17 protein-coding genes are annotated in these 23,834 nt (G+C 46.7%); 7 read left to right on the top strand and 10 right to left on the bottom strand.

Annotation, left to right across the window (positions count from 1 at the left end):
* Positions 1-2 precede the first annotated feature (2 nt).
* The 5 genes from GC178_09925 to GC178_09945 are packed head-to-tail and all read left to right on the top strand — an operon-like array spanning position 3 to position 6,462.
* Positions 3-848, top strand: a complete 846-nt coding sequence (locus GC178_09925; protein ID MBI1287884.1) for a hypothetical protein — start codon at positions 3-5, stop codon at positions 846-848.
* Positions 849-850: 2 nt separating this feature from the next.
* Positions 851-2,161 carry a nucleotide sugar dehydrogenase gene (locus GC178_09930; GenBank protein MBI1287885.1) on the top strand — a complete coding sequence of 437 codons (1,311 nt, stop codon included), beginning with the start codon at positions 851-853 and terminating at the stop codon, positions 2,159-2,161.
* 1 nt (position 2,162) lies between these two features.
* Positions 2,163-3,356, top strand: a complete 1,194-nt coding sequence (locus tag GC178_09935; GenBank protein ID MBI1287886.1) for a glycosyltransferase — start codon at positions 2,163-2,165, stop codon at positions 3,354-3,356.
* Between the two features lie 14 nt (positions 3,357-3,370).
* Complete coding sequence (locus tag GC178_09940; GenBank protein MBI1287887.1) at positions 3,371-4,786, top strand: undecaprenyl-phosphate glucose phosphotransferase; 1,416 nt, start codon at positions 3,371-3,373, stop codon at positions 4,784-4,786.
* Positions 4,786-6,462 carry a hypothetical protein gene (locus GC178_09945; GenBank protein ID MBI1287888.1) on the top strand — a complete coding sequence of 559 codons (1,677 nt, stop codon included), beginning with the start codon at positions 4,786-4,788 and terminating at the stop codon, positions 6,460-6,462. Before GC178_09940 ends, GC178_09945 begins: the two co-directional genes overlap by 1 nt.
* Before the next feature lie 22 nt (positions 6,463-6,484).
* Here GC178_09945 and GC178_09950 read toward each other — a convergent pair whose 3' ends face one another.
* Genes GC178_09950 through aspS form a run of 3 tightly spaced genes read right to left on the bottom strand, consistent with a single transcriptional unit; the run spans position 6,485 to position 11,464 of the window.
* Complete coding sequence (locus GC178_09950; GenBank protein MBI1287889.1) at positions 6,485-8,896, bottom strand: polysaccharide biosynthesis tyrosine autokinase; 2,412 nt, start codon at positions 8,894-8,896, stop codon at positions 6,485-6,487.
* A gap of 9 nt (positions 8,897-8,905) precedes the next feature.
* Positions 8,906-9,673 (bottom strand): polysaccharide export protein, encoded by a 768-nt coding sequence (locus GC178_09955; protein ID MBI1287890.1) that lies wholly within the window; start codon positions 9,671-9,673, stop codon positions 8,906-8,908.
* A 27-nt stretch (positions 9,674-9,700) separates the two neighbouring features.
* Positions 9,701-11,464: an aspartate--tRNA ligase gene (aspS, locus tag GC178_09960; GenBank protein MBI1287891.1), complete on the bottom strand. Its 1,764-nt coding sequence runs from the start codon at positions 11,462-11,464 to the stop codon at positions 9,701-9,703.
* Positions 11,465-11,977: 513 nt separating this feature from the next.
* Between aspS and GC178_09965 the strand changes: the two genes are divergently transcribed.
* Entirely contained in the window at positions 11,978-12,424 is a 447-nt protein-coding gene (locus tag GC178_09965) for a nucleoside deaminase (protein ID MBI1287892.1), read from the top strand.
* On the top strand, positions 12,375-13,988 hold the full coding sequence (locus tag GC178_09970; protein MBI1287893.1) for a T9SS type B sorting domain-containing protein: 1,614 nt from the start codon (positions 12,375-12,377) through the stop codon (positions 13,986-13,988). Before GC178_09965 ends, GC178_09970 begins: the two co-directional genes overlap by 50 nt.
* A gap of 171 nt (positions 13,989-14,159) precedes the next feature.
* Here GC178_09970 and GC178_09975 read toward each other — a convergent pair whose 3' ends face one another.
* The 7 genes from GC178_09975 to GC178_10005 all read right to left on the bottom strand — a co-directional run bounded on the left by GC178_09975 (position 14,160) and on the right by GC178_10005 (position 23,826).
* Complete coding sequence (locus GC178_09975) at positions 14,160-15,080, bottom strand: hypothetical protein (GenBank protein ID MBI1287894.1); 921 nt, start codon at positions 15,078-15,080, stop codon at positions 14,160-14,162.
* Between the two features lie 151 nt (positions 15,081-15,231).
* Positions 15,232-15,738 (bottom strand): hypothetical protein, encoded by a 507-nt coding sequence (locus tag GC178_09980; protein ID MBI1287895.1) that lies wholly within the window; start codon positions 15,736-15,738, stop codon positions 15,232-15,234.
* A gap of 104 nt (positions 15,739-15,842) precedes the next feature.
* Positions 15,843-16,295, bottom strand: coding sequence for a hypothetical protein (locus tag GC178_09985; protein ID MBI1287896.1), 453 nt, complete (start codon positions 16,293-16,295; stop codon positions 15,843-15,845).
* Between the two features lie 13 nt (positions 16,296-16,308).
* Positions 16,309-16,605 (bottom strand): hypothetical protein, encoded by a 297-nt coding sequence (locus GC178_09990; protein ID MBI1287897.1) that lies wholly within the window; start codon positions 16,603-16,605, stop codon positions 16,309-16,311.
* An 896-nt stretch (positions 16,606-17,501) separates the two neighbouring features.
* Positions 17,502-20,366 (bottom strand): insulinase family protein, encoded by a 2,865-nt coding sequence (locus GC178_09995; protein ID MBI1287898.1) that lies wholly within the window; start codon positions 20,364-20,366, stop codon positions 17,502-17,504.
* Between the two features lie 135 nt (positions 20,367-20,501).
* The gene (locus GC178_10000) at positions 20,502-22,139 is read right to left on the bottom strand and encodes a hypothetical protein (GenBank protein MBI1287899.1); all 1,638 of its coding nucleotides are present in this window, start codon (positions 22,137-22,139) and stop codon (positions 20,502-20,504) included.
* A 10-nt stretch (positions 22,140-22,149) separates the two neighbouring features.
* Positions 22,150-23,826 (bottom strand): trypsin-like serine protease, encoded by a 1,677-nt coding sequence (locus GC178_10005; protein ID MBI1287900.1) that lies wholly within the window; start codon positions 23,824-23,826, stop codon positions 22,150-22,152.
* Positions 23,827-23,834 lie beyond the last annotated feature (8 nt).

The following is a 23,834-nucleotide window of genomic DNA, read 5'->3' on the forward strand; positions in this document are numbered from 1 at the left end:
GCTTGGAGATCATTTATATTATTGGGGCTGGCCGTAGCGGCACCACGCTTTTGGATATTCTTCTCGGAAACCAGCATGAGGTGTTTTCGGCTGGGGAACTCAATCGGTTTTTAAAGCGCAATGGGGTGCCTCATTCCGCAAGAGATAAAGAGGTGGCAGATTTGTGGTCTGACGTTCGAAATTGCGTTGGTCTTCTTTCTGAACAACTGAAGAAAACTGCGGAAAAGTTGGAATATCACAGCGGTTTCTTTTACAAGTACGTTGTTGGAAGGAAGCAGATGGAAGCCTACGAAATCTTCAATCAACAACTGTTTGCAGCAATTGACGAAAGATCGGGAGGTTGTTCGATAATTATCGACTCGTCAAAATATCCAATGCGTGCAGAGCATCTGTCTAAGATTTTCGGAGACAAGATCAGCTTTGTTTATCTGCAAAGAAATCCGGGCGATGTGGTCAATTCATTTGGCAAAAAGGATGTTGAGCAACCGGCAAAGTCTGCATTTTCTGCACACGTCTATTTATTTGTGGTTAACGTGCTTGCCAGGTATGTTCTTTACGGCCTCAAAAAATCGCATCGATGCTCTACAATAAGTTACGACCAACTGGTGTCTGAACCTGAAAAACTCTTTAACCAACTCTCTGAAGATCTGAACGTGGATTTAAGCCACGTACTGTCTATGCTGAGCAACCAAGAAAAATTCAAGGTAGGGATGCTGTTTGACGGGAACAGGCTGCGGTCAAAGTCAGAGGTAGAACTTAAACTTAAAGGAAAGGACAAAAAAGAGGGCGGGTCTGTGCTAAATTCCATTCTTTTGCCGATTCATAGATTTTTTTGGTACCAGTTTTAAATATGAGAGTAAGCATTTTCGGATTAGGCTATGTGGGCTGTGTAAGCTTGGGATGTTTGGCAAAGAACGGATTCAAGGTTATAGGGGTTGATGTAAACCAGGATAAGGTCAATCAGATAAATCAAGGCATTGCCACAATTGTAGAAAAGGATATTGATGCGATAATTGAGAATGGAGTGAAAAGTGGCTTGGTCAGTGCCACTATCGACTCTAAAGAGGCAGTTCTTAATTCGGATACATCCATTATCTGTGTTGGCACCCCTTCTACAGAGAAAGGACACCTGAATCTTGACTACATATTCAAGGTTGCTGAGAATATTGGCAAAGCGATCAAAGAAAAACAAGAATACCACGTAGTGGCCGTAAGATCAACTATTCTGCCAGGTACCTGCGAAAAGGTAGGGCGCATAATAGAGTCCGTTTCAGGTAAAAAAGAAGGAAAGGATTTCGATATTGTGGATAATCCGGAGTTCCTTCGAGAAGGTTCAGCTGTCCATGATTACTTCAATCCACCGCTTACGCTCATTGGTGGCGGATCAGAAAAAGCCTTGGATATGGTGGGAAAACTCTATGCTTCGTTATCTGCCCCTCTTGTAAGGGTCGATACCCGTACTGCAGAGATAATGAAGTATATAAACAACACCTTTCATGCACTCAAAATATCCTTTGCCAATGAGGTGGGCAACATCTGTAGTGAGCTGAACATTGATTCTAAGCAGGTGATGGACATTCTCTGTATGGACACGCAGCTCAACATTTCACCATATTACATGAAGCCTGGATTTGCCTATGGCGGCTCATGTCTTCCAAAAGACTTAGGTGGTCTCCAAACCTTAGCACATGACCTCTATCTTGATGTTCCGCTGATAGACAGTATCAATCGAACCAATGAAATTCAAGTACAAAGAGCCATAAAGAAATTGAGCAAGTACTTTGGCAAACGGATCCTTTTTCTTGGAATCAGCTTCAAGGCAGGAACAGACGACTTACGGAACAGCCCAAACGTTGAGGTTGTGGAAAGTCTGTTGGGGCGCGGGTTTGACATCGGTATTTATGATAAGAACATCAACTTGGCACGCCTGACGGGTAAAAATCTGGACTTTATCAACCGGAAAATTCCTCATCTCACAGAACTCATGTTGGACGGAGACCTGAAGGACGAAATCGATACCGCTGATGTTATTGTACTCTGCAACAAGGAATCTTATTTCGTGTCTGCAATCGAAAAATGTGAAAATAAAGTGATTTTGGACATGGTGGGAATAGCAGACCGCATTAAGGATTCCAATCAATACATGGGCATCAACTGGTAGAATGAGACCTTTCGAAGGGAAACATATTCTGATCATTGTTGAGAACCTTCCTCTTCCATTTGACCGAAGAGTTTGGCAAGAGGCCAATACCTTAAAGGAAAATGGAGCCAAGGTCAGCATCATTTGCCCTGTAATGAAAGGATATACGAAAAGACATGAGACTCTTAACGGTATTGATATTTATCGCCATCCACTTCCATTTGAGGCCGATGGGGCCATCGGATACCTGCTCGAATATTCCACGGCTCTTTTCTGGGAATGGTGGCTTGCTTGGAAAGTATATTTCAAGCATCGGTTCGATATTATCCACGGTTGTAACCCACCGGATCTCATCTTCCTTGTTGCTTTGTGGTTCAGGCTACTCGGGGTGAAGTTCGTCTTCGACCATCATGACATCAATCCCGAATTATATATCGCCAAGTATAATAAGAAGGGCGTATTTTACCATCTTATGATGGTACTTGAAAAGCTGACATTCTTAACTGCCAGCTACAGCATTGCCACAAACGAATCTTACAAGGAGATAGCCATACGGAGAGGAGGAATAGACCCTGATAAGGTTCAGGTTGTGCGTAGTGGTCCGAAACTGGAAAGGCTCAGTCTGATAAATCCTATCCCAAAATACAAGAAAGGAAAGAGGTTTCTGGTTGGATATGTTGGTGTGATAGGAGCACAGGAAGGGATTGACCTTCTACTTGAGAGTTTCAAGATGCTGCTCGAAATACGTGATGACGTGCAATTAGCAATTATTGGAGACGGAACATCTTTACAACCGATGAAATCCTATTGCGACAAACTCGGAATCAGAGATAATGTAGATTTTTATGGAAGGGTTGACGACCGAACCCTAATCGAAGTGCTCAACACATCGGATATCTGCGTAAATCCAGATCGTCCCACAGAAATGAACAATCTCAGCACGATGAACAAAATAATGGAGTACATGGCACTGAAAAAGCCGATTGTCCAGTTCGATTTGAAGGAAGGGAAATTCTCGGCCCGCGAAGCATCTCTGTATGCCGTGGATGTAAATGATTTCGCATTAAAGATGAACGAGTTATTGGAATATGATGAGAGGAGGGCTGAAATGGGAAACTATGGATATGAGAGGGTCGTCAAAGAACTGTCATGGGAGCATGAGTCTCAAAAGCTGATAGCTTTTTACAGGCGCGTCTTTAACTTAGGGCCGAGATAATCCAACCTACCAGGATGTCATTGCTTAGACTCCTCGCTTCTTACAGATTCTCCCGTTATGTGAAGTTAACGGTGTTGCTGTGGGATTTGGTATTGCTGAATGCGGGATTCCTTACTTCGCTTTACCTCCGTCATGGCAACACGTCACGATTGGCCGAATCGGAAACACGTACCATCTGGTTACTGGCAAACGTACTTTGGATAGCCTTAGTGCTGTACATGGACGCCTATGCTTTGCTACGCGTTGACAGAATTGAAAAGTTACTGATGAGGACCATAAGAATGCTACTCATCCACATCATGTCTGTTGCGCTATTCCTGCTTATGTTAGACTACGACCATCTCTCGAGGTTGCACCTGTTTTTCTTTTACTTGGCATTCGGTGCGAGTGTGGCCATTTCAAGAGTACTTTTTCTGAAGTCCCTCAAGTATGCGCGTTCCAAGGGCTACAACTTCAGGAGAATTGTAGTGATAGGTACTGGAAATATGGCCGTAAAGATCGCGGAGGTGTTGGAGTCTGATATTTCGTTCGGGTTCAGACTTCTGGGGTTTTTCGGAGACAGAAACGTGGCTGAGGTCGATTTGGCTCGAATCATCGGTCCAATAGCAGAATTGGAGCCGTTTCTCCAACACAATAAGGTACATGAGATCTATATGGCACTTCGGTCGGATAGACCAGAGATCATCAGGCAGACCATTTTTCTGGCAGAGAAATACATGGTTCGGATCAAGTTCATACCCAACTTTTACTCCTACACCAAGGGAAGACATGTGAATATTGACTTTTACGGCCATATCCCGGTAATGATGGTTCGGAAAGAACCTTTGGAACTGCCCATGAACAGGCTACTGAAAAAGCTTTTCGACATGGCATTTTCATTGGCTGTCATTGTCCTCATATTCTCCTGGTTGTTCCCCATTCTCATCGTATTGGTCAAGATGAGTTCCCGAGGGCCTGTTTTTTTCCGGCAACTGCGTACGGGGGAGGATAATCATGAATTCATATGCATGAAGTTCCGTACAATGAGAGTCAACGATCTTTCGGATGAACTACAGGCAACATCGGCCGATCCACGGATAACAACTGTTGGAAAATTGATGCGGAAGACCAATCTTGATGAGCTTCCGCAATTTTTCAATGTTCTTACAGGAAGCATGTCAGTGGTTGGGCCGCGGCCTCATATGCTGAAACATACAGAGCAGTACTCTGCCCTGATTGACAATTACCTCGTTCGCCATTTTGCCAAACCCGGCATAACGGGGTGGGCACAGGTAAATGGTTACCGAGGAGAAACCAAGGAACTTATCGACATGGAGAAGAGGGTAGAATATGATATCTGGTATATTGAAAATTGGTCGTTTCTGTTAGACCTGAAAATCATTTGGAGAACGGTGTGGAACATGGTTCGAGGTGAGAAAAACGCAGTATGATGAAGAGAATCTTCTTACTTGTGGTCAGTCTGACTGTTCTTTCTTTTTCATCAATAAGCGTGCATGCACAGTATATTCCGTATCACACAGATCATGAGGATGTGTATAATTTTCTCTCGGAACTGCGAATCTTGGGCATTGTAGAGTACAACCCGGCCGTAAAACCGCTTTCCAGAAAGGAAATTGCCACCATGCTTTGGGCTGCGGATTCCTCCGCCAGACTGAATAAGGTACAGCGGGCAGAATTGGATTTTTGGAAACAGGAATTCGGTAAAGACCTGGGAACCGGTAAGGTGCATCGAACAGGCAAATTCTTCAAACGAAGAACCTTTGATGAACACGGCATTAAGAAACGCTTGGACCTGCTCTATTTCGCCAATGATCTGTTTCAGGTAACCGTAAACCCGATAATCACAGGTGTGGGGATGATAAATACAGACCGAGACCTGAGGCGATTTCAGAATTGGGGTGGAGAAGTGTTTGGCAGAATAGGCAAAGGGTTCGGGTTTTATTTCAGTGCCAGAGACTACCTCGATCAGCCCAATTGGAACTCATTGCCCAATCTGAGTCCGGATCTTGGAGGGGTTTCACGTAAAAGCGCAACCGTCCAAAACGCCAAAGAGTATTATGAGATCCGTGGTGGCGTAACCTATGGATGGAAGTGGGGACAGGTGGGAATACTGAAAGACCATCTACAGTTAGGTTCTGCTCCGCAGGATCAGATAATACTATCGAAACGTGCTCCGAGTTTTCCTCGTTTCCATCTACAGCTGAAGCCCATCAAGTGGGCGGAGCTTACGTACACCTTCGGTTGGTTAAGCTCCGATATTGTAGACTCTACAAGGTCCTACATGACCGGAAATGGAGTGTATAGGGAGGTTTATCACCCGAAGTTCTTTGTGGCCAACCTTATTACGGTACGGCCATGGAAGTATCTGACTTTTAGTTTAGGAAGCTCGGTCATCGTATCAGACAATAACATCAATGCTGGTCATTTTATCCCGATCATGTTCTACAATGCACTTGATCAGAGTTTCAACGGACAGGTGAACAATGCCGGTCAGAACAGCCAAGTATATGCCGACCTCAATTTCGACCTCTTCAGCTGGGGGCAACTTTATGCGAGCATCCTTATAGACGAGATAAGACTCTCAACCATGTTCAAACCGAACGAACAGCGCAATTCATTGGGATATCAGGTGGGAATCCGTTCGCGTCCATTTACCGGATGGAACTTGAAAGCTTATGCAAGTTATACGCGCATACGTCCTGGCGTTTATGCCCACTATATTCCCACAACTACTTACGCACATGCAAATTATGGGCTGGGTTATTTTCTCGGTGAAAACTCTGATGCGTGGGTCGGTGGCGTGCAAATGAGACCTCTTCCCAAGTTCAGGATAATAATCGAATACCAACGTTGGCGCAGGGGACCCGATGTGGTTTTCAATTCGACTCCGGCTATCCTTACCGGTGCAAAGTTCATGACAAGTACTGTAACTGCATCCGACCGCTTGAATTTCCGCGTACGCTACCAGGTAATAAATGATGTATCTGTACAGTTAACGGTTGACTATCTGAAAGGATATACAGACGGGAAACATCTATTTCCAGGTATTTCCTCTGGGAATGTTTCCAGTTTGTGGTTCGGTTTCGGCCTCAATATCGGACATTGATATTGTCGACATAGAAAAAGTGTCAGCTTCTTTTGAATGGAGATAGTACGCGATCAAAGATGCTTTTCGGTTTTTCCTGATGGTAGGATCCGTATCCATAACCATATCCATAGCCGTAACCGAAACGGGAGGCTTTCACGTCATTGAGAATGACAGAGATGCTCTTGATCTTCCCAGATTGATAGATGTCGTTGATATATCTGAGCGAATGAAAGCTCGTGACATTCTGCCGTACAACATAAATGGTTGTAATGGCATGTTCTGCAATGATGAGGCTATCCGTTACGAGACCGATTGGCGGAGTATCGAGTATCACATAATCATATTCTTCGCTCAGTTCCGAAAGGATATCCTTCAATTTAGAGCTCATAAGCAACTCAGCCGGATTGGGCGGAACCGGTCCGGCTACCAACACATCCATGTTTTTCACCTGTGTTTTGCAGATGGTATCATTTAGCACACTAAGGCCTGCAAGCACCGAACTTACCCCGGTATCGTTGGACAGGTTGAAATACTCAGCAAGTTTCGGTTTTCGAAGGTCCAGCCCCACAACAATGGTCTTTGAACCGCCTAATGCCATGGATGCCGCCAGATTGATTGACGAGAAGGATTTTCCCTCAGATCCCATCGCGGAGGTCAACTGAATGATTTTGGTAGAAGCGTTGGAATCATGTTCCTGCCCGACAATAAAGCTAAGATTAGTACGGATGGAGCGGAACGCTTCTGCCACTGGTGAATTGACGTTGGAACCCACCACGATATACCCTTCCTCATTGTGGTGGGGAATGATGCCCAAAAATGGGATGTTGGTGGCTCTTTTCAATTCCTCTATATCTTTGATTCTGCTATCGAAAATGGAAACGAGAAGGACATAAATCACTGGCAATCCGCCTCCCAAGGCCAGCCCCATCAGATAGACCAGCATTTTCTTTGGTGCTATTGGTTCGTCTGAGCTTCTTGCGTTATCAATAATGGTGTTATCTGATACCGTTGAGGCAAGAACGATAGCATTCTCAGATTTCTTCTCAAGCAGTAGCAGATAAAGGCTTTCTTTGATAGAGTACTGGCGTTGCAGTGCCAGAAGTTCATATTCCGCCTTGGGCAATCCCTTCACCTTTGATTCAACAGCATCCAGTTGTGTCTGAACTTCGGATTTTGATGCCAACAGCCCACTTCTGATACTGGCAATGTTCTTTCTCAACGATTCCTTGGTTTCGGAGATCTGTATGTCGATGGAATTCACTACCGGGTTGTCAACTTTGGTGAATCGTAAACTGTTTGCCCTTTCGGCAGCAAGCTCGCTCAGTTTTACGATGAGTTCCTGAAGAAGAGGATCCTCGATTCCTAAACTCGATGGAGACGCATTAAGAAGGTCCTTGTCGCTATTTATATACTCCTCCAAGTAGTTGATGATACTAAGTTGCACATCAATTTTCGATATGGTCTGATCCAAACCTGCAACCTGCGTTAAGAAGAACTCCGCTTCAGAACTTACGTCAGATACACCACTGGTCGTTTTAAAGGACTTGATTCCTTCCTCAAGTTCTCCAAGGTCCGCTGTTATCTGATCAAGCTGGCGGTCGATGAACTTCAGCGAATTGGCTGCCAGCTGATTCTTCTTCTCAATATTATTTTCAATATATACTTCCAGCAGCATATTGATAATATCAACGCCTCTGCTTGGAACCTCATCTTCCAGCTTAATACGCAGAATGCTGGCACCATCGCGCGCCTCGGCTACGTTGAGTGCATCCATATAGGTACTGGCAAGCGCATCTACATCTCTGTAAGTAAGCGTAAAACTTTTGCTTACTGCAGAGTCTCCCGATGTGAACTTATCGAAGGACTCGGCCTTTCTTATCTTGAACTTTCCAAGTCGGTTCTCAAACGATTCTTCCAAAGCAACGGATTCTGAAAACTCCACTATATCCCCGGAAGGGGTTGGCACCTCATAATCCAGAGATGCCGAGTTCCCATCTTCTGATACCTCAACGTGTATGACGAAAGAAGAAGGCGCGGCATAGGACGCTTTGTAATCCAACGCTATAGGATTGTTCTGGTAAAGGACCCGTTTTCTCAATCCCATGTCCACCTGATATGAGATGCCAAGGTCGAGTTTCCGCATGGCTTGTTCCATATACGAACGAGAGGAGAGCAATGCAATCTCGTTCTCGATGTTTCTTTTCTTACTCAAGAATCCGACCTCATCAAGAATGTTCTGGGAGATGTCATTTCCTTCATCTTCGGCAAGAACTGTTGCCTGCATTACATACGTGGGCTGCGAGTACCACACGAAGGCATAACTGACCAAAATTCCAAGAAATATGAAAATCGCGAACAGATACCATTTGTCCGCAGCTATGTTCAGAATTCTACGGATGTCGATCTCCTCGTCATCCGGGTATTGATTGGCAAAATTCGGTAGGTCGCTCATAGAGGAAGATCAAAAGGTTATGCCAGCCCTCCCAAGGAATAGCCCTAAGGCCGTCAGACCGCTGAACACGATCGGAAGAATCTTATACCAAGCATCTGCAGACGCGAACTTTCCTTTTCCCGGTTCCACGTAAATAATGTCGTTGCTGTGCAGATAGTAGTAGTCCGATTCGAAGAATTCTTTGGATGTGAGGTCAAGTTTTACAAATTCCCTTTGCCCCCGGTCCTCTCTTATAAGAAGTACATTCACCCGCTTGGCAAAGATTGTCATATCGCCAGCCAGACCCAGCGCTTCCATCAAGGTGATCTTCTCATTGGGAATGGTATAAACCCCAGGTTGAGCCACCTCTCCAAGAACGGTGACCTTGAAGTTTCGGATTCGAATATTGACCGTAGGATCTACAAGATACTTGTCCAAATGCTGTTTAAGGCTGTCTCTGGCTACCTGAGTAGTGAGGTTGCTTACATGGATCAGACCAATAAGCGGCATTTCTATGTTGCCATCAGCATCAACCAAATAGGTGTTGGCCACCTGTTGATCGGTTGTTTCTCCAACAACATTGAAGAAGCTGCTGGCCTCTTTGCTCAAACTGGAAACATGTACCGAGAGGATATCGCCTGATTGAATAACCGCTTCAAAGCCTTTTGAGATTTTTTGCGTACTCAGAGAATCCGAAACATCTTGAAAATAAGAGATGTCTTTTCTTGTGATACACGATTCGTTCAGTATCAGAACAGAAAATAAGAATAACAGCAGAACCGCTGGTCTGAATTTCATGGCCGCAAATATAATTCTTAAAACTACCTAAGACGACACGTCTTTTGTGCTTAGAACGCCAATACTGAGTTCATCCAACTGCGCCTTGTCAATCACAGAAGGCGAATCGATCATCATATCGCGGCCAGCGTTGTTCTTTGGGAAGGCAATGAAGTCGCGGATGTCCTTCTGGCCACCGAAAATGGCCGAAAGCCTGTCGAAACCGAAGGCGATACCACCATGCGGAGGTGCCCCGAATTCAAAGGCGTCCATCAAAAAGCCGAACTGGTTCTTGGCCTCTTCTTCGGTGAACCCGAGCAGGTCGAACATCCGCTTCTGTTGCTGCTTATCGTGAATACGGATAGAGCCTCCGCCCAACTCGGTGCCGTTGATCACCATGTCATACGCATTGGCGCGAACGTTGCCCGGGTCGGTCTCCATCAGATGAAGGTCTTCCGGTTTGGCCGATGTGAACGGGTGGTGCATGGCATGGAAACGGTTGGTCTCCTCATCCCACTCCAACAGCGGGAAATTGACCACCCACAACGGTGCAAACTCGTTCGGATTCATCAATCCTTGTTCTGCGGCCACATGCAAGCGCAGTTCCGACAATTGCTTGCGCACCTTATCGGTCTGTCCGGCAAGCACCAGCATCAGGTCTCCGGCCTCCGATTCGAACGCACGGCTCCAATCGGCCAGTTTGTCTTCGGTAAAGAATTTATCCACCGAACTCTTGAAAGTTCCGTCCTCATTGTGGCGACAGTAGATCAATCCTGTGGCACCGATCTGCGGACGCTTCACAAAATCGGTCAGCGCATCTATCTGCTTGCGGGTGAAAGCATTTCCGCCTTTTACGTTGATGCCCACAACCAATTCGGCATTGTCGAACACACCGAAACCTTGGTTCTTCACCACCTCATTCAGTTCTACGAACTGCATACCGAAACGCAGGTCTGGTTTGTCCGAACCGTACAAACGCATGGCATCGGCATATTCCATGCGTGGAAAGCTGTTCAGTTCCACACCTTTCACGGTTTTGAAAAGGTGGCGCACCAACGCTTCGAACATGTTCAGAATGTCTTCCTGCTCAATGAACGCCATTTCGCAGTCCAACTGAGTAAACTCAGGCTGGCGGTCGGCACGAAGGTCCTCATCGCGGAAGCAACGCACGATCTGGTAATACTTATCGAAGCCTGAGACCATCAGCAATTGCTTGAAGGTCTGCGGACTCTGGGGCAGTGCATAGAACTCGCCCTGATTCATACGCGAAGGCACCACGAAATCGCGCGCGCCTTCGGGGGTGCTCTTGATGAGGTAAGGCGTTTCCACTTCCAAGAATCCCTGCTCGTCCATGAACTTGCGGGTTTCGATGGAAAGGCGGTGACGCAGTTCCAAGTTGCTGCGCATCTTCTTTCTGCGAAGGTCCAGGTAGCGGTATTTCATGCGGATCTCCTCGCCACCGTCCGTATCGTCCTCAATGGTGAACGGAGGTGTTTTGGCCGCATTCAGCACTTCGAGTTTCGAAACAATGATCTCCACATCGCCCGTGGGCATGTTCCTGTTCTTGCTCTCGCGTTCGGCCACTTTGCCCGTTGCTTTTATCACGAACTCACGCCCAAGCGAACGCGCTTTGAGGCACAGCTCCTTGTTCACTTCCAGGTTGAAGGCCAACTGCGTGATGCCGTATCGGTCGCGGAGGTCGATGAAGGTCATTCCACCAAGGTCGCGGCCACGTTGGACCCAGCCGCTCAATGTCACTTCTTGGCCGATGTTCTCGGCACGCAGTTCTCCGCAGGTATGTGTACGATGCATCTGTACTTGATTTTGAGGCCGCCAAGGTAGGAATTTCGAAGCCTTGCGACCACCCGGCCATTGAGGGGTTTTCTGCCACCTTTTCTGTCAGTACCCTGAGGGCTTTTTGCAATGAGATGAGGAACTCTCTCAGACCGTTCAGACCCTCTTGCAGCATTTTTTGGAGACCCGAACGGACCTTCAAGCACCCCGAAGCGGTCTTCTATGGAACATTGGCCGCCTTCTATGGAAACGAAGCGGCTTTCTATGGCCGCGAAGCGGTCTGCAAGGGCTCTTTACGGCTCTGAACGGACGCGTAACGGCTTTTCAAAGACCTCAATGGGCTCTGCAAAGCAATCTAATGGAGCTGCAAAGCCTTCTCACGGCTCTGCAAAGCAACATAGCGGAATATACGGACACGTAGCGCCTTATTCCGCCCGGTAGAGGCGGTCATGTTCATCGGTTCGGGATGTGAACGCACGGCAAATGGAAGTTGCAGGATTGAACTTTATACTTGTAGCTCAATTTAGCGGCATGGAACTCAGCGTTTTTTCGGACGAGCATTTTATGAAGGAGGCCCTGAAGGAGGCGAACAAGGCCTTCGATAAGGACGAGGTGCCTGTTGGGGTGGTGGTAGTGGCCAACAAGCGCGTCATTGCGCGGGCGCACAACCTTACCGAAGCGTTGAATGATGTAACGGCCCATGCCGAGATGCAGGCCATTACCTCGGCAGCCGATTTTATCGGTGGCAAGTACCTGAAGGGGTGCACGGTTTATGTAACGTTGGAGCCCTGCGTGATGTGTGCAGGTGCGCTTTTCTGGAGCCAAGCGGACCGCGTGGTGTATGGTGCCAGCGATGACAAACGGGGTTTTTCAACGGTAGGGAATCTGCTGCATCCCAAAACCAAAGTGACGGCTGGTGTGATGGCCGATGACTGTGCCGACCTGCTTAAGCTGTTCTTCAGCAAGAAGCGGAAGTGATCACAACCGAAAAGCGTTGTCAACTTTCAAAAAGTTGACAACGCTAATCTACAGGTCGCCATTCAGAAGATTTGAGCGGGTGTTTTTTTTCGTCACTCATTGCTTTATCAAGGCCATTTATCAATTGATTCCTCACCGTTCATCAATTGGGACAAGAAGGTTGTTGGTTTATTGGGTATGTTTGGGATGGATGAAGTTGGTTATGAGGTTCTTACTGTATATAATGGCAATTGTCCCAAGTCTGAGCTGCGCACAGATATGCTCAAATTCAATTGTACCTCCTGCAACCATCAATGGGGTTGATGTCACAGCAACCTATAGTGGCTCCGTTTCCTTTTTCGGTACCAGTTATTCATCTTGCGGACTGTTGTACACCACGCCTCCTGGTTCAATTCATATTGGTGAAGGTGGTGCTTATGAATACACGTTCAATTTCAGCATACAGGTCAATGATATAGATTTTGTGTTAACTGCGACAGGAAATGATGCGAACGAAGTTTTTACGTTCACTACCAATGCAGGTATACCTACAATAATCGATCATGGCTCTTGTTTCACGACTGTATCAGCTAACGTGATCACGTCTGGATTAGGTGCTCCGAGTTCCAGTGGAGGCGGAGGCGGGATTTTTACGGTGACCAACTCCGAGCCATTCAGCTCTTTGACGGTGTCCGGAGATGGTGGTTCTGCAGGAAGTTTACTGGCAGTTTGTTCTTCTTCTATTGTTCCAGCTGTGCAGACAGTAGAAATCTGTACCGGAGACAGTATGCTACTTGCTGGAATGTATCAATACGAAACCGGTCTTTACTCAGATACAATTCACGGTGGAAGTGTAAATGGTAATGACAGTATTGCAATAACTTACTTGGTGGTTAACCCCGTGCCGTCTGTTAACTTGGGACAGGACACTTCATTGTGTATAGGTGATAGTTTGGCCATTGATGCAATGACAAATGGCGCAACTTACGTTTGGCAAGACGGGTCTGAAAATGCATTCTTCGAAGTTACCCACCAAGGAACATACTGGGTTGAGGTTACTATCGAAAATTGCAGTTCGGTCGATACCCTGAATGTAGCTTATAATGAGTTGCCTACAGATGTACTTGGAAACGATACCGTGGTCTGCTTGGGTAAGGAATTTCTTCTTGATGCAACCATCCCAGGAGCGACCTACCTGTGGCAGGATAACTCGATGAATCCAACTTTGGTAGCGGTCGAGGATGGGGTCTATTGGGTCGAACTCAGTTTGAACAACTGTAGTGTAAGTGATACGGTAACGGTCCATCATGAAATATGTGATCCAATTCTATTGATTCCCAACGTTTTCACACCCAACAAAGATGGTATAAATGAACTTTTCACCCCAGAAACCAACTTAGGGATTGCAGAAATGAGAACCGCGATCTACAATAGATGGGGGAGATCGGTTTTTAAGTCAAATGACCTTACAATAGATTGGAATGGAGATAATGTAGATGCAGGAACTTATTTCTACATTATCACCTACGTTGACTTTCTGCAGAACGTAGGACATGCGACCGGTTATGTGACAATCGTTAAATGAAAATCCTGCGCCCGCGAGTGTTCAGAAGAGACATTATCATGGTACTGAACACCACCAATTACAGATTGGTCCATATCCTCCATGCCGATGAAGCATGAATGAAAAGTAAACAAAAAGCCCCGCCAAGCAATTCGCTTGGCGGGGCTTTCAGCGTTGACCGCATCAGCAACCTCATGGTAGCAAACTGTGGATGAAAGCGTGCAGTAAGATAATGTCGTTGCGGCTCTTTTTATTCTTCCGGTCTTCGTACAGATGGCATACATCTGCAATGATGTAATTGGAATATTCCTGTTGGTTTCGATACTCCAATAGCCATGGGTCGCCCGTTATACACGCAACAGGTTCGGTGGGAATGGCGCTCAATCGTTTCCGTATGCGTTTCAAGCTGTTCGCGTCTATTGTAAAGGATTCTCTGCGGGTTACACGGAAACCGTTGAAGTCGATGGATTCACCTTCAATTCGTGTGCAAATGGCCGAGTCTTTTCCAAAAACAATTTTCTCTACCAAAAAGGTTGGATGCTTCTGGAAGCTACCTGGGAAATAATCTACTGTACGAAGTGCAATGATGTCTTCATCAAGAGGGTGCTCATCTGCAGATTGCAGGATCTCTGAAAACCGCATGTCATCATACAATGCCGAATTGAAATAGTGAACGCCTTTGACCACCACGTCCGAAAAGGTCGTGTCATAGTTCACATTCGCGCTCTTTCGGTAACTGTAGATGGTGTCGACCTGAGGGTTGAACGCGGGTTCGAGCCTGTAGACAGAACCATCAGCGGTGAAAACAAGATCGGGGTCTATCGTGTGGGTTGAATCGGCAAAACCAACCTGAAAATACATGTACCCGTTTTCTTCCGTGAATCGGGTAAATCGATAAACGGTGTCGCTTGCCATAAAACAAACCCGGTTGAATTCGATGGTGTACGGAATCTGTTGTTTTGGAAGTTCAGCCGCCCGCGAATCTTTGTTCAACGTTTGACCAGCTACCTCCATGAAGCCAAGGACCAAAGCGGAGAAAAGAAGCGTGACGTGTCTTGAAGTTACCATCGGGTGTTCTTCTTCATCAATGCAAAAGGCCGAACGGGTTTTCAATAAACTTATTCTAGGATGGGCAGCACTTCTTTTCTCAACCCATTGAAAAGTAAACAAAAAGCTGCCGATGCCGCGCATTGTAAGGGCGTGGCCTGTTTGCTTGTGTACCTACGAACGGGTCACGGACGCGCCTGAGCTGGAAGTCATTATGCTATCTCTCCAAAATGACTTCCGAGTCCCATGTGCAATCTTCCTTAAGAAAGTATCGAATCGTCCAAATTCTGTTGAGGGCTCCAATAGATGATCTGCCCTTCTTGAAGAAGTTCTTGTCAAGAGGAAAAGCGACATCGCGCATTACAAATACAATTTCATTTGGCGCACTACTTTTAACCATTACACTTCTGGTGCTCAAGGTATTTCCAGTCCGATTCAGGCCGTATGCTCTTGCCAATTCCCTACCTTGAAACAGGTTGATCTGGATACCATTTATTATGGTATCCCTCAAATCGAACATTTTTATCAATTCTGAACTGATGTAATATGGCATCCTACCCCTGTTCTCGGAATGAGAGATGTAAAATGAACATGTTGTTTTATTCGAAAACTCGAAAAATATATTGGCCTTTAAATCAAAAAGCTGACCATAACCAAGATAGGGTGAAATGAGAAGAACAGCGGTTACCAATGTGCGTGTCAGTATGATTTTTCTGTTTTTCATTTTTCACAATCGTGTTGATTAGTATCGACATTTGCCTTAAGAACCCTGTTCGCTTGCGTGCCAACAAACGCACAGATGCGCCCGATCGGGGAGATAAGAAGGAACTATTTCGAAAGCACCTGAATATCCAAAACCTTCAGTTTTGTTGGTTTGACTGTCAGTTCACCCTCTTGCGATTGACCTTCACAGCCCGAAACAAGTCCTCCCAAAGAATCATCTGAATAGAACTCTACAGTGACCTTGTAATGATTGCCCAAAAACAAACCATTTAATACTTCAGGACAGGTGATGATAAACAAAACACTCTTATCACCGAAAATCGATGCGGATTCTACGGTGCCTTTCACACAAATGGAGTACACGACTGTACCACAGCCAACATAATTCCTCCCCAATCCGTCTATAACCGCATCAACTTCAAACTTATGTTTCTCACTTGAATTATATCCTATCTGTCCGATAGCAGCGGAATAGGTAAACATCAAGCCCGATAGCACCAAAAATCCAATCTTTACCCTCCTGCCCGCGTTTGCAACCCACGACTTGTTCGCTTGCATGCCTACAAACGCGTCACAGATGCGACCGAGCAGGGACTTTAAATGTGATGTCATCGCCATTCATAATTTGGACATTAAGCATTTTTTCTCCACTATCTTTCAACTTCAAACCATATCCTTCTATTTCGAAATCTATATCGTCTAACAGGCTCAACATTTGGTTATTGGCATAGTCTTCATACCTCCTGAATAACTCCATCAATTCAGATGGCATGGAGATAGCCTCAAATTTCCCAGAGTAGGAGTTTCCACTTTTTATAGGTGACTTCACCTTCCCCACTAATTGATTTGTTCTATCCACTACATCCATGATTATTCTTTTCTGCTACCTACAAACGCGTCACAGATGCGCCCGAGCGGGGAGACATTAAAAATCATACGAATTATCGCGCTTTCTATATTCTTTACAACTCATCAAATAAGGGTAGTGAGTTCTTATACTGTCAAATGCAAATGACATTTGAAGTCTCTTGCTGAATCGTGGTTTAGCGTGAGGATCATGCTTAGCATTTAGACGCCTACTCTTAATATGAAAACCAAGCAGACCGTCATGTTCCGTTTCTACTGAGTCACAGAACACGTTCGGAAAGTGCGTCACAAAACATGAGTTTGAATTAGAAAACCGAACAATGGCGTATTTTGAATTTTTCAAACCTTCGCACTCTTCGGGGTTTAGTACCGGAAGTCGAAACTCAGATTCCGACAGTCGTATCAGCTCGTAGTATTGAGATTCGATAATGAGCTCCATCTTGAATTCCTGAAGCATAGCCTTTGTGAAATCTGGATTAGTGCCGTTCCAATCATGTCTAATATGCAGTATAGACTGAGCAACTCCACAATGACTCATCACTATTAGAAAGAAAATAGTTATCAATTTATCGCTCACAACTCATTTCATATCAAGGTTAAGACTATTCAACAATGCCAAGAGGGTTTCTTCTATCATTTTTCTCCGTCAAAACGTTATTGTGAGAGTCTCGAAACAATTATGAATTATCTATTAGTCTACAGAAAACGGACATTCCCCTCGCCCAAGCGAGTGTTCCGAAGGATCGCTCCTGTGGTGTTGGTTACGATCGGTCATAGACTGATCTATTTGACATCCATTGTCATTATCCTCCATGCCATTGAAGCGTGAATGAAAAGTAAACAAAAAGCCCCGCCAAACGATTCGCTTGGCGGGGCTTTCGCTTGTGTCTGTCCGAATTAATCTTTCGGTGCGTCCATGCTCAGGTTCACCACCTCAATTTCGTAAGGCAGTTTGCTGAGGCCATCGTAAACCACCGATTTGTCGCCCACCACCACAATGGCCATCTTATCCGGTTGGATGTACTCGGCAGCCAGTTTGTTCACATCTTCTTTGGTGAGATTTTTCAGGATCTCGTTCTGCTCGTCCGTATAGTTGGCATCCAATCCAAAGCGGAGGATCGTGTTCAGGAATCCTGTTTTCTGATACCCTGCCTCGTATTTCAACGCGTCTTTCTGTCCGACAGAACTTTTCAGGAAGGCCAGTTCGTCATCCTTGATGCCATCCTTGGCGAACTCCTTGAAGTGCTCGATAAAGGCCGCCACCGCGCTGTCGGTCGCTTCGCGCTTAAAGGCGCCCCCGGCAGTGAACGGACCTTTTTCTTCCGTGCCTGAGAAGTAGGTGTACGAACCGTAGGTCCAACCCTTGTCCTCCCGCAGATCGAGATTGATGCGGCTGTTAAAGTTACCACCAAGGTTGAAGTTCATCAGCTTGGCCTTGTAGTAATCGCCTGTGGCATCGAATGGCAGCGCGAGGTAACCCATGCGGATCTCGCTCTGCGCAGCACCCGGCTTGTCAACCAAGTAGATCTTGGTAGCGGCAGGCTCTGGAGTAGCAGGCTCTTCTGGGAAGGAAACATCCTTCTTCTCCCATGCTTTCAGGAAATCGAGTTTACCGAGAATGTCATCTTTCTCCACATCGCCCACAACCACCAAGTTGGTGATGTTCGGTGCAAACTTGTTCTCGTAGAATTCCTGCACATCGGTTAGCGTAACGCCACCAAGTGTGGCCTCTGTGCCGATGGCCGGAACGGACAGGATGTGGCCTTCGCCATAAAGCACCTTGTCAAATTGGTTGTTTGCCAACGTGGTCGGTTGGTTCACCTGATTGGAAATGGATTCCATCTGCTCCATCTTCAAACGGTTGAAATCGTCTTCGGTGAAACGTGGTTTCATCAACACCTCTTCGAGCAACTTGAGCGTGCCGTCCAAGTTCTTGGTGAGCGAGCTAACGTTCACAACGATCTCGTCATCGCTGGTGTAAACATCGATGGAACTTCCCAATTTCTCCAATTCACCGGAAAGCTCTTCGGCAGAATAGCTTTGGGTCGTTTCACCCAGCATGTCGCCCACAAGGTTGGCAAGTCCTGCCTTGGCGGCATCCTCGTAGCGGTGTCCGGCCTTGATGCCCAAACGCAGGTAAACCTTTGGGATCTCATCGTTCTTGGCACCGATCAGTTTCATGCCATTGTCGAATGACGTTTCCCAGAATGCTGGAACCTTGATGACCGGGCTTGGACCCGGAGCAGGCTTCACGTTTCGGTCGAAACCGTCTTCCTCTGGCGTTGGCTTGTTGTAAACCAGTCCTTCGTACTGGGCCATGTTCGCTTTCAGCGTTGTATCACGCACATAAACGAAGGTGTCGTCATGCGCTTTCAGCTGTGGCATTCCCTTCGGGGTCACGCTCAGAATGACCGGATGCTGATCCTTGATGTACGTGTTGTACACCCGCATCACATCTTCAGCGGTCACGTCCATGTAGCGCTTCAGGTCCTGAGCAACGTAATTCGGATTGTCGTGGATGTACTGGTATGATGCCAGTTGCCTTGCTTTGCCCGAAACGGTCTCTAATCCGCTGATCATCTGACTTTCGAAGGATGACTTGAAACGCTTCAGGTCGTCTTCGTTCACGCCTCTTTCCTCAAACTCCTTCAGCGTGGCACGGATCATTTCTTCCATTTCGGCCAAGGTTTTTCCAGGGTAAGGAAGAACCGTCAGTTGGAACTGCCCTGCCAATTCCTGGCAAGGATGCTGAACAGATGCCTGAATGGCCATCTGAGATTTCTGGAAATTCTTGTAGAAAAGCGAGTTCTTGCTTCCTCCCAAGATGTCTGAAAGCACATCCAACGGAGCTTCGTCCGGATGGAAATTAGGAACGGTAGGGTAGGAGAACTGGATAAGCGGAAAACGGATCTGATCCTCGTAAGAGATGTAACGGTCCTCATCCAAAACCGAACGCTCAACTGTTTGATTCACCACTTCGGCTCCGCGTGGAATGGTTCCGAAATACTTCTTCACCAGTTCCAACACCTGCGCTGGGTCTACGTCTCCAGCAACGGTCAAGGCCGCATTGTTCGGCCCATACCAACGGAGGAAGAAGTTCTTGAGGTCGTCCACGTTGGCGCGGTCAAGGTCTTCCAAGTACCCGATGGTCGGCCAGTGGTAAGGATGCGTCTGCGGGTATTGCGCCTGCATCACCTTTTCGCCCACCAAACCGTACGGGCGGTTGTCGTAGCTCTGGCCGCGCTCGTTCTTAACCGTGGCGCGCTGCACCTCAAATTTCTTTTGCGTTACCGCATCCAAAAGGAAACCCATGCGGTCAGCCTCCAACCAAAGCGCACGTTCCAATTGGTTGCTTGGTAGCGTTTCGAAGTAGTTGGTTCTGTCCTTATTGGTGGTTCCGTTCAGTGTACCACCCGATTCAGACACGGTTTTGAAGTGTTCTTCATCGGCCACGTGGTCTGAACCTTGGAACATCATGTGCTCGAAGAAGTGCGCGAAACCGGAATGCATCGGTTCCTCACGTGCCGAACCCACGTGGTAGGTCACATCCACATGCACGATCGGGTCGGAATGATCTTCGTGAATGATCACTTTCAGACCATTGTCCAATTCGTATTTCTCGTAAGGGACGGAAAGTCCGTCTTTGGCCTTTTCGACCTTTTCAATGAGTTTGACACCTTCAGGAAGTTTGGTGTTGCTTCCTTGGTTGCAGGCGGCCAAGATGGTAGATGTGGCGACCGCCAAGTAGAGAATTCGCTTCATAGTTTTGGTTTAAAGAGCGTCAAATATAGAAAACCACCAAGCCGTGGTTTCCAAAGGTGTTACAATATGTGTTAAAAACAGGTTGGGGCGGCCATTGGCCGCCCCAACCTGTTCGGGAACAATCGGATCGGACCGTTATTTCAATTCAACACGGATCAATCGCTGTGTGCCTTTTCCTCCTTGGATGTAAACGATCACTTCATCAGAGAACAATTGATCGACCTTCGAATCATTTTCAAGCATTCCGCCCGCTTCGTCGGTGGTCCAAGCTTTTTCTCTGGTTATTTCTCCATCATTGGAAATATCGCAGGTGGCTATTACAACTGGGTTGTCTCCGGTAGCGAATGTGTAAACCTTGGAACCATCCCAACCTGGAGCAATGTTCTTAAAGTTGTCGTTGTAGATGAAGTAAAGCTTGTCGTTGGTGTAAGCAAACGAGTAACCCACGCTATTGGGGTTCGCACTGTCCTGATGCTTAGGGATCTTCTTCGACCACAGGATATTTCCTTCGGGATCGACATTGATGACGATGATATTTCCATGCACGTACTTCTTGATCTGCATTTTACCGACCCGCTGGTAATAGGTGTAAAAACGCTCGCCTACCAAGAGTACTCCGCCATCAGATTTCTGAACCGTGTGATCCAGATAGAAAAGGTCCATTCCCACACGGTCTTTCCCTTTGCTTTTCTCTTTCTCAAACTTTTTCACTTTTCGTTCTGACCAGTATTGAGTCTTGAACTCCTCGGTAAATGCATCGAAGCTGATGTGTGTCGGTTCGCCAGCGTCCACATCCCAAAAGCTCAGATAGGCACCATCTATCAGGTTGTATTTGGTTTTTGGATTGTCATTATAAAACCCGCTGATCATCACTTTACCGTCTTGCGACCATCTGATGCTTGAACTGAGGATCTTCTTGTCTTTGAATCCAACCTTTGCATTTTTGGTCGATTCCTTGGTGATCTTGAAAACGTAGGTTTCAAACCGCTTGCTTGCATCATAGTCGCGTCCTTTGTCCTGCACGCCCCAGGTCAGCACCTCTCCTTCATTGTTGATGCTGAAAGCATTGTAGCTTCCGCTGTTCGCCATGCGGAAAAAGAAATTTCCACCTCCCGCAGAAACCCAATCCTGATTGACAACCTTGAATACCTTGTCTTTGCTTATGTAGAACTTTTCGGTCTTTTCCCATAGAGGTTTGAATTCGCGGTCGAAGACCATGAATTTGAACCTTCTGTAACGGTCTTTCTCTTCGGGCAGTTTGAGGGTTACCAGAAACAGGCCTCCGTCCGGTGACCGGTCCACTTGTGTAAATGCATTTGCGAAATTCTTGTAGAACGCCTCTCCTTTAAGAGTGAAGATCTCCGTGTCATCCTTATTTGGGGCCAACTTGTCCTTGTTCAGGGTTCGGCAATAGAGTTTGTTGGTCTTTGCTTTTTTGTCCGATATCGAGTAGAACTCATAGATGGCATCGTCAATTTCCATGTGGAACTCTGAGTTGCGCAGTACTTTCTCTTTCGGGTACTCTATCTCATTCTTGTTCTTGCGCTTGAGGTCATAGCCGTATTTGGCGTATGTTACCTCCCGTCCTTTGGCAAAATGGGTATAGAATGCTTCGCTGTCGCCACCAATGAAGGAGCCAACGGTTGTGCCAACATCACGCTTTTCCTTCGGGCCAAAGAAGACATCGAAATTTTTTGCTTCGGTCTGAACCTTCTGAGCAAATGCTACAGACAAGCCTGCGCAAAAAACGATTAGGGTTAGGAGTTTTTTCATCTAAGTGGGTCTATTGGTTGATTTTGATTTTAAGTGATTCTTCGATAGTCGTGGCCGGAATGGCAAAACCGATGTCATCCACGCTTCGGCTTCGCATTTCTGAGGTAACGATTCCCATCAGGATCCCGTCAGGTCGGATGAGCGCGCCACCGCTGTTCCCTCCACTGATGGCCACATCTGTCTGTATCAGTTGGTGGCCACCGAACTTCCGTTTTCCGGAGATGATGCCGCGCGTTACGGTCTGTCCCAACTCCACATCTGCCGGAGTTCCAATGGCGTAGGCATCTGCGCCTGTTTCAATCTGATTTGAGAGAGCAAGTTTCAACGGTTTCAGACCTGTGGTGTCGAGTTTTAGCAGCGCAAGGTCAATGGCCTCGTTCATTCGGATGAACTTCAGCGGGATCTTCTTTTCCACATCATCACCCATAATGGCTTTCAGGTCGGTGGTGTCATCCTCAACCACGTGGGCATTGGTCACGATGTAGCCATCAGGTGTGATCACGCATCCACTTCCGTGACCTTCGTTGGTAACAACGGTGACGACCGATTTTACCGCATCGCTAACAGAACTGACAAACTCAGAACCGGAATTAAGGTCAAGTTCTTCCTCTTCGGTCAGCGGAATCGGGACAGGGCTGCTCAAGATGGATTGAACCGTATCCAATGCAAGGAAACGTTTGAAAGAATTGTCCAACGCTTCCACAAATGACTCTCGGATGATGGACTCTTTGCCATCCTTGTCCAACGATTCCTCGTTGAATTCAACCCATTCTGAATTTCCATGAAAAGTCTTGTCATACAGGTATTGCAGTTCGTCCATCGTTTCCAAGGCCCACGCTGTACGCACCTCGCATCGCAGCTTCTCGTCTGCGGTGATGTAAACCAACGAAACTGTTCGACTGTCCAGTTTCAAGGTTTTGTCAAGAGCCGCGTTGGCAGAATCGATCCCGTATTCTGCATCGATAAGTAGCTTGCTGATGTCTTCGTAGATCTTCAGGTCGGCCATGGACTGAAACTCGTCCGTTGAATCCCGTACCTCATAACCGTACCCGTTTGTGAACTGTTTCATTGTGGGGTAATCGTGCACCTTCACTCCGTTCTTCGATAATTTGAACTCGTGGTCTCCTGCCGTAATGAAGAGCTGGTTGGTGTCTTTGGTCAGAATAGGAATTAGTTCGGGAAGGTCCACTTTCTTGGGGAAGATCTTTCCGGGAATAGGAATAATGGCCCCCCAAGCTGCGAGACCAACGCCCAGGTTGGTGTACATGAGCACGGTCTGTGCCGTTGAGGGCGAAACTCCCGAACCGAAACGTGAAGAGCTTTGGATAAAGTGGACCGGTGTGAAGATGGTAGCTACGATATTTGAGGATATCGCAAGCGCAATGTCTAAGCGTTTGAGGCGATTGCTCGAAGTACGGGTCAGCTCAATGGTGTTGCTGACGAATCCTGTCCTTTCCTGGCGTATGAAGTACCGCTTGTGAAAATGGTTCAGTTTGATCTTGGTCTTACGGGAGGTGATCTCCTCATAAGGGCCGTCTTCCTTCTCAGCAATGGAAACAGTAACCTCCGGTGTGGCTGTGATGAATGCGGTTTTTCTGGTGAGTGCGATATATCCGCAACTTGAAAAAAGAAGATTGCTGGCCAAAATGGTGGTCAGCGTTAGACGCTTCAGGGTAGAAAAAATCATTGTTATTC

The sequence above is a fragment of the Flavobacteriales bacterium genome, from assembly GCA_016124845.1.
In the GTDB taxonomy this organism is placed as follows: Bacteria; Bacteroidota; Bacteroidia; order UBA10329; family UBA10329; genus UBA10329.

Coding starts and splice junctions, on each gene's coding strand:
- GC178_09930 (MBI1287885.1), top strand. CDS start 851: ATGAGAGTAAGCATTTTCGGATTAGGCTATGTGGGCTGTGTAAGCTTG.
- GC178_09935 (MBI1287886.1), top strand. CDS start 2,163: ATGAGACCTTTCGAAGGGAAACATATTCTGATCATTGTTGAGAACCTT.
- GC178_09940 (MBI1287887.1), top strand. CDS start 3,371: ATGTCATTGCTTAGACTCCTCGCTTCTTACAGATTCTCCCGTTATGTG.
- GC178_09945 (MBI1287888.1), top strand. CDS start 4,786: ATGAAGAGAATCTTCTTACTTGTGGTCAGTCTGACTGTTCTTTCTTTT.
- GC178_09950 (MBI1287889.1), bottom strand. CDS start 8,896: ATGAGCGACCTACCGAATTTTGCCAATCAATACCCGGATGACGAGGAG.
- GC178_09955 (MBI1287890.1), bottom strand. CDS start 9,673: ATGAAATTCAGACCAGCGGTTCTGCTGTTATTCTTATTTTCTGTTCTG.
- aspS (MBI1287891.1), bottom strand. CDS start 11,464: ATGCATCGTACACATACCTGCGGAGAACTGCGTGCCGAGAACATCGGC.
- GC178_09965 (MBI1287892.1), top strand. CDS start 11,978: ATGGAACTCAGCGTTTTTTCGGACGAGCATTTTATGAAGGAGGCCCTG.
- GC178_09970 (MBI1287893.1), top strand. CDS start 12,375: ATGACTGTGCCGACCTGCTTAAGCTGTTCTTCAGCAAGAAGCGGAAGT.
- GC178_09980 (MBI1287895.1), bottom strand. CDS start 15,738: ATGAAAAACAGAAAAATCATACTGACACGCACATTGGTAACCGCTGTT.
- GC178_09985 (MBI1287896.1), bottom strand. CDS start 16,295: ATGCAAGCGAACAAGTCGTGGGTTGCAAACGCGGGCAGGAGGGTAAAG.
- GC178_09990 (MBI1287897.1), bottom strand. CDS start 16,605: ATGGATGTAGTGGATAGAACAAATCAATTAGTGGGGAAGGTGAAGTCA.
- GC178_09995 (MBI1287898.1), bottom strand. CDS start 20,366: ATGAAGCGAATTCTCTACTTGGCGGTCGCCACATCTACCATCTTGGCC.
- GC178_10000 (MBI1287899.1), bottom strand. CDS start 22,139: ATGAAAAAACTCCTAACCCTAATCGTTTTTTGCGCAGGCTTGTCTGTA.
- GC178_10005 (MBI1287900.1), bottom strand. CDS start 23,826: ATGATTTTTTCTACCCTGAAGCGTCTAACGCTGACCACCATTTTGGCC.